The organism is Thermoactinomyces sp. CICC 10521 (assembly GCF_016055135.1).
In the GTDB taxonomy this organism is placed as follows: Bacteria; Bacillota; Bacilli; order Thermoactinomycetales; family Thermoactinomycetaceae; genus Thermoactinomyces_A; species Thermoactinomyces_A daqus.
Genome location: NZ_JAECVZ010000054.1, coordinates 1 through 6,534 on the forward strand (window position 1 = coordinate 1; position 6,534 = coordinate 6,534).

Genomic DNA, 6,534 nt, shown 5'->3' on the forward strand with positions numbered 1-6,534 from the left:
TAGGTCACATCAGGTTTACTTTATCTGTATATATCCTAGAAATATACAAAACCCCATTCCTTTTCCGAAGAAAAGGGGGGGGTTTGTCATCAATCTCGGCATCCTCCTTAAGGGGATGCTGTTTTTTAATACACATATTCGCTTTTCACGCAATTTGGTTAAACCGACACTTCATTCTCATTCCGCTGAATCAAAATTCCTTTTAAAAATATTTAGCAAGCGATTCTTGAAATTACTATTTTTTTAGTATTCTGAAATAGAGAGGGGTTTTTCTTATGGAAAAGCGAAAGAATTTGCGGAGAAGATTCGTTTAAGAAAAAACGGATCATATGAAGATATGAATCAGCCCCGTTAAATTAGTGGTAAGTGAAGTAAAAAGCCTGGGTTCCGTCTGTGGTCAGAGGGTTACCCGGGCCTTGCATTTATCCTGCCGGTTTTTCTTTGGCGGCTAATAGTATCCTGCTCACCGGTATATTTTTGTTGAACCATCGCAGCACCAAGGAAGGCAAAAGCCAGCATCAACTCCACATCCAAGGATTTCAAGCCTTGTCGAATCCGCTCCATGCTGGCACCGGAATACATAAGCAGGGAACCGACTGTTGCAATCAGTTTACCAAGGTGAGTTGTCACTCTGCGTCCTGTAATTCATAACTCACCTTGATCAAGAACCGATTCTTTTGACTGAGCAAAGTCATCTCATGAATTCCCAGGGGGGATCATCGTAATCATTAAATGCAATCATAGAATATTCCTTACAGCAGAAAGATGAATGCCAAAAAATGAAGTGGACGAATTTGCATAATATTTCCATTTGGCTTCTTTCCTTAAATATAATAAAACAAATCAAATTCCTATACTTTACATTCTATAGTATCAACGATAATATAAGGTTATCGTTGGTACTGAAAAAGAGAGAAAAAGGAGAGAGAGAGATGGCCGACGAACATTATCACTCCCTCATCGTACCCCGGCACGACAATGCATTAACGCGGGAAATGGTCACACTGAATGATGCTGCGATGGAATACATTGAGCATGCAATGGCTCACAACACCCGCAAATCGTACTTATCCGATTGGAGGCATTTTGAGGAGTACTGCCAAAAACGGAATCTTCGACATCTTCCGGCCGAACCGGAAACGGTGGCCAATTATCTCTCCGAACTGGCAAAAGGCACGGCTGATGAAACAGGAAAGAAACGAAAGACTTCAACTATCCGGAGACGCATCATCACCATTCGAAAGTTCCATGACTTGTGGATGTCAGTTCAACGTAGCCAGGCAAAGGAGAAAGGGATTTCTTTTCAGGAAATGCTCAATCCAGCTGATTCGGTTGCGGTGAGAGAGACCTGGAAAGGGATTCTGCGAAAAGAAGGAGAGAGGGTGACGAAAAAACGCCCCCTGACCGCCGAGATCGTCACTGCGATTTGCAGGGAGATCCCCAATGACTTGCAGGGGATTCGGGACAAGGCGATTTTGACCTTGGGTTATGCAGGAGCTTTCCGTCGTTCAGAGTTGTCTGCTCTGGACGTGGAAGATTTGGAGGAAACCGGTAATGGGTTGTGGATTACCATTCGTCAATCCAAGACGGACCAGACCAAGAAGGGGGAGCGGATTCTGATTCAATACGGGCAAAGTAACGAAACCTGTCCCATCAGAAATTTGCGGCGCTGGTTAAAGGCGGCAGGCATCCGAAATGGAGCCGTCTTTCGCCGGATAGACACTTCGCGAAAAGAAGTATGGCCCCATCGCTTGAGTCCGCAAGGGATTAAAGACACGATCAAGCGGGTTGCCAAAAAGGCCGGGTTTGACGAAGAGGATTTTGCCGGACATAGTATGAGGAGAGGGTTTATCACGACAACCTATGCCTTGGGGCATCACGAGCGTGACATTATGGAACACACCCGGCATAAATCGTTGCAAGTGTTCCGTGGCTACATTGATGACCTCAAGAAGACCGAGAACAATCCGACATCGAATATGGGGATTTAGGGTCACTTCATGATCCGATTTGATCACCAGTTGTGTACCATCCCATCCGGAGACCAATCAAAATCATAAACGCTCCGATATGGGATGTTCTTCACATGATCGATCACATTATGAATCATATGAAATATGATTTGATCGATGATATCAAGGATGAAAGTTAAATCTCTGATTTTCTTTGTCTCGTCTGTGTTGCTACCATTTCTGACAAATCCAAAGTGACTCGCATTTTCAAACCTTCCATCATGATTGGTACGGCTGTCCTGCCAAAATCAAGCGACAGGTTTTAATAGAGAAGTGATTGGGGAACATCAATAAAAATCCGAGCACATCCAAGAGTCTGTGAACCTCCCGGGGATTTTGCAGGATTGGAGGTTTACAGACTGATTTTGTTTTTTATAAACTGAAAATAATTGATATTATCGATATTCACACACGGGTTTAGTTGTATCCATATTGGAATTGAAACTAAACTCCAACTTGAAGGTAATCATCAACAGCAAGAGTTTAGTTGTATCCATATTGGAATTGAAACGGATGGAGCCGATCTCATGAAATCCCTTTTCCGTGTATGTTTAGTTGTATCCATAATTCCAGGTGATATGTGGTGATTTAGTGCGGAGAAAAACGATTGAGCGAGTTTTTGCCGATATGAAAGAGATGCATGGAATGCGTTGGACGACGCTTCGTAGGAAGCGTCGTATTCAGATGTACAGTCTGACTCCTACCAGTAATATACAATGGTAGGAGTCATCAGCTCCTAACAATATTTATTCTGCTCGGCAAACAATTTTCCAAGCTCTCTTAATAACGCTGGTGAATCGAGTCGTCCCATATGAACTTCGATAAACACCAGTTTATTTGCTTTTTCAGCTTTAGAGAGCACTTCTTCCAGTTCTTCTTCAGTTTTAATTTGAAAGCTGATGCTGTTCCCATTTAGATCCAGCACATCCGGTATGCGTCTATAATTCCACCTGTTTATATCGTTATACCTCTGCTCGGCACCATGAATCATTCGTTCAACGGTGTAACCGTCATTATTGATCAAGAAAATAATCGGTTTCAGGTCATGAAGAAGGATCGTAGACAATTCTTGAGCAGTAAGTTGGAATGATCCATCCCCGATGACCAGGATATTGCGTCGATTTTGATCTGCAAGCTGTGTTCCGAGCAGTGCTGGCAATGTATAACCGATGGAACCCCAAAGCGGTTGCCCTACAAACGTTGTTTTTTCCGGAAGCTTGACAGTAGACGCGGCGAAGAATGAGGTTCCTTGTTCCGCCAAGAGTACATCGCCCGGTTTGAAAAACGATGCAAGCCGTTGCCAGAAGCGTTCTTGGGTAATTGATTCTGATGACGGAATAAACGGGCTTCCATTGCCTGCTGGACGAGGATTCAAATTCCATGTCCGATGTTGAACGTGTTCCGTTAATTGTTCTAATGCTTCGCGCATAGAAACGGCTTGGAACACTTCATTATTGATTCGAGCATACGAAGGATGGATTTGAATAATGTTGGTCTTCTCAAGATCGTGAATAAAACGGAAGCCGCCTGTAATTGAGTCTGTCAGCTTAACACCAATTAAAATAAAGCAGTCACTCTCTTGAATGCATTGTTTTAAAAAGTCCTCACTTAATTGTCCTGTATGAACTCCAATGAACTGAGGGTGAGTTTCATCGATTACCCCTTTCCCCATACTAAAGGACGCTATGGGATATCCGGATGCTTCTACAAATGTGCGCAATTGATCATATAAGCGGTAACGATTCACTTCATAATCAGCTAAAATAAACGGCGAATTTGCTTTATTGAGCTCTTCTGCCGCTTTTTGTACAAATTTATTTAATTGTGTAGGGTCGCTCACAGGTTCAGGTAAGGCGAGAGAAGTTTGTGGTGCATCAATTTCTTTATAGCTTATATCCGCTGGGATATTGATGTGAACCGGTCTTTTTTGCAGCCAGCATTCACGGAGAACACGGTCGATTTCTTCAGCTGCATTCTCTTCGGTCAACATGGTTTGGGCAACAGTAACCTCTTTGAACATATTCATAAAATGCGTAAAATCGCCATCGCCCAACGTGTGATGAACCAATGCACCCTTTTTCATCACTTTCGTCGACGGCGTACCGGTAATTTTGACCACAGGGACTTGTTCAGCATAAGATCCGGCGATCCCGTTGATCGCACTCAGCTCGCCGACACCAAATGTGGTCACAAGGGCAGCGATGCCATTCACCCGTGCATATCCGTCTGCAGCATACGCTGCATTTAACTCATTACAATTCCCGATCCATTCCAAACCTTCCATATTAACAATTTGATCGAGAAATCCGAGATTATAATCACCGGGCACACCAAAGACATGCCGGACGCCCATCTCTTTAAGCCGAAGAAGTAAGTAATCGCCAACCGTTATTTTTTTGCTCATCTATCTCATCCCTCTCGATAAACGATGGTTATAATAGAAATAAACACTTATAGCACTGTCGCAAAATAGGTCAATCACATTGACCTATTACAGAATACATCACTATCCAAAAAAGGTCAAGTATATTGACTTATATTGGGATGTATTGTTATTCACTTAGAAGGAAGGAAATGAAATGGATAAAAATCAAGAAGAGCAATTAAATCAAGTCTTAGTCATGTTTTATTTCGCTTACAAAACTTTTACGGAAAAACCTGATGAAATCATAAAAGAATATGGAATCCAACGCTTACATCATCGCATTATGTTTTTTGTCGCCCGATTTCCTGGATTAAGTGTCAATGAATTACTATCGCTGTTGGAAATAAGCAAGCAAGCTCTTAATAACCCCTTGCGTCAACTGATTAAAAAAGGACTGATCACAACCAAGTCCTCTGATCAGGACCGCCGCATTAAACAACTGATTCTGACAAAAGAAGGTGAAAAACTGGAAAAAAAACTTAGTCAGGTGCAAAGAGGGCAAATGAAAAAAGTGTTTACTGATCTTGGAGAGGATTACCAAAATGCGTGGTTAAAGGTAATGACAAAGCTGTCAAATGACCGCGCTGGTTATCGAGTATGGTCGGATAAACAAAACGATAAATCAAAATGATCATAAAGCCATATAAAAACCCTGCGAATGAAAATGATTAATCGAAGGGTTTTTCTTCAGTCTGAAACCTCCACTGATTCATTCAGCGGAGGTTTTCTTGTCTTGAGGCGAAGAAAAAGAGATAGAAGAATATTGACTGGAATAGTAAAAGCTGCCCCCGACAAAAGGGCAGCTTTTTCATTAGCTTTTGCACTGAAAAACGGATACCGGCCATTATTTAGGCGATCGAATTTGCAACATCTCGTAAAATACTTTAATGGTTCCCATAATATCAATTCGGTCATCGATGTAATGCTGCATGTTATATCCGTTAAACAGAGCCATTGCAGCGGTCGCCAAGGTTCTTGCATCAAGCGGACTGCCAATAAGCCCCTCTTTTCTCATGGCTTCAATAAACTGCGTAAGGTCCTGTCGCCACTCTTCCATCTGTTTGGCCAATTCTTGTTGAACTTGAGGCAAGTATTGACACGTCATGGCTGAATGAAGGAGAACGGCGGAAAAACCCTTTTCGTATGTCTTGACCACCATATCAGTGGAAAACTTTACAAAATCATCAACCAGGTCGCGGTTTTCTTGGGTCAAAAGCTCCCGCAAATCCTCAAAATAAAAGCTAATCCCATCCCGGAGAACCTTCATCAAGAAATCCTCTTTGGTTGCAAAATGAGCGTAGAATGCGCCTTTGGAAAGTCCTGCTTCCTTTACAATCTGATCGACACTGGTGTTGCTGTACCCATATTTGGCAAACAAAACAATTCCTGCGTCTACCAGCTTTTGAATGGTACGTTCTGTCATCTCTTGTTGTTTCATGAAATATCCCCTATTTTCAGAAATTTTTTAATTAACATATTGATTATAACATGAAAAATGTTTAAAATAAAGATACACCAACCAGTCGGTTTAAATACACTGACTAGTTGGTGTGAAAACAACCTAAAGGTTGCTCAAAGGAGGAGATTTGATGTTAAAACGATTTTTGATGGGTCTCTTCACAATTGTGGCTGTAGTAAGTTTTAGTACTCAAACTTTCGCAGCTGCGCAAACAAGCCGCCATATTTATGTAGATTCTATGTCAGACAATTCCGCGCCTTTGTCAGATGCATCCAGAGTGTATGTATACAAAGGTCAAGTGCTTGATGCAGATGTATCTTCTCTTGGAAAGCAACCAGTTTGGGTACACATTTATTCGGGTGGGAAAACCTTATTCAAAGGGTACGTAAACTTAAGCATAGACTGGAAAAACAAGCATGTACCCGTAGGGTATGTGAACATCGAAATGTCTTGTAGTTGGTTAGATGATTTTTGTGCTGGTGAAGGTATGTTAAGAGCTCATAACTAAAAATACTGTTTAGAAATCCCATCCTGTACAGGATGGTGAGATTGATGACAAACCCCCCCCTTTTCTTCGGAAAAGGAATGGGGTTTTGTATATTTCTAGGATATATACAGATAAAGTAAACCTGATGTGA

General features: G+C 41.8%; 6 protein-coding genes. 3 read left to right on the forward strand and 3 right to left on the reverse strand.

Annotated features, from left to right (window positions below):
• Positions 1–405 precede the first annotated feature (405 nt).
• A complete protein-coding gene (locus I8U17_RS17515; protein ID WP_198059937.1) occupies positions 406–630 on the reverse strand; it encodes a hypothetical protein in 225 nt (74 codons plus the stop codon).
• A 302-nt stretch (positions 631–932) separates the two neighbouring features.
• On the opposite strand from I8U17_RS17515, the gene I8U17_RS17520 reads away from it, so the two are divergent.
• Positions 933–1,991 (forward strand): site-specific integrase, encoded by a 1,059-nt coding sequence (locus tag I8U17_RS17520; protein WP_052154435.1) that lies wholly within the window; start codon positions 933–935, stop codon positions 1,989–1,991.
• Between the two features lie 757 nt (positions 1,992–2,748).
• On the opposite strand, the gene I8U17_RS17530 is transcribed toward I8U17_RS17520, so the two are convergent.
• The gene (locus tag I8U17_RS17530; protein WP_198059938.1) at positions 2,749–4,416 is read right to left on the reverse strand and encodes an alpha-keto acid decarboxylase family protein; all 1,668 of its coding nucleotides are present in this window, start codon (positions 4,414–4,416) and stop codon (positions 2,749–2,751) included.
• 175 nt (positions 4,417–4,591) lie between these two features.
• On the opposite strand from I8U17_RS17530, the gene I8U17_RS17535 reads away from it, so the two are divergent.
• Positions 4,592–5,068, forward strand: coding sequence for a MarR family winged helix-turn-helix transcriptional regulator (locus I8U17_RS17535; RefSeq protein WP_033102261.1), 477 nt, complete (start codon positions 4,592–4,594; stop codon positions 5,066–5,068).
• A gap of 213 nt (positions 5,069–5,281) precedes the next feature.
• Here the strand turns inward: I8U17_RS17535 and I8U17_RS17540 are convergent, their stop codons facing one another.
• Complete coding sequence (locus tag I8U17_RS17540) at positions 5,282–5,875, reverse strand: TetR/AcrR family transcriptional regulator (protein WP_081944016.1); 594 nt, start codon at positions 5,873–5,875, stop codon at positions 5,282–5,284.
• A gap of 151 nt (positions 5,876–6,026) precedes the next feature.
• Between I8U17_RS17540 and I8U17_RS17545 the strand changes: the two genes are divergently transcribed.
• Entirely contained in the window at positions 6,027–6,404 is a 378-nt protein-coding gene (locus I8U17_RS17545) for a hypothetical protein (RefSeq protein WP_033102260.1), read from the forward strand.
• Positions 6,405–6,534: the final 130 nt, after the last annotated feature.

Bases quoted from the DNA above. Each gene is read 5' to 3' on its own strand.
- I8U17_RS17520 (WP_052154435.1), top strand. From the start codon at position 933: ATGGCCGACGAACATTATCACTCCCTCATCGTACCCCGGCACGACAAT.
- I8U17_RS17530 (WP_198059938.1), bottom strand. From the start codon at position 4,416: ATGAGCAAAAAAATAACGGTTGGCGATTACTTACTTCTTCGGCTTAAA.
- I8U17_RS17535 (WP_033102261.1), top strand. From the start codon at position 4,592: ATGGATAAAAATCAAGAAGAGCAATTAAATCAAGTCTTAGTCATGTTT.
- I8U17_RS17540 (WP_081944016.1), bottom strand. From the start codon at position 5,875: ATGAAACAACAAGAGATGACAGAACGTACCATTCAAAAGCTGGTAGAC.
- I8U17_RS17545 (WP_033102260.1), top strand. From the start codon at position 6,027: ATGTTAAAACGATTTTTGATGGGTCTCTTCACAATTGTGGCTGTAGTA.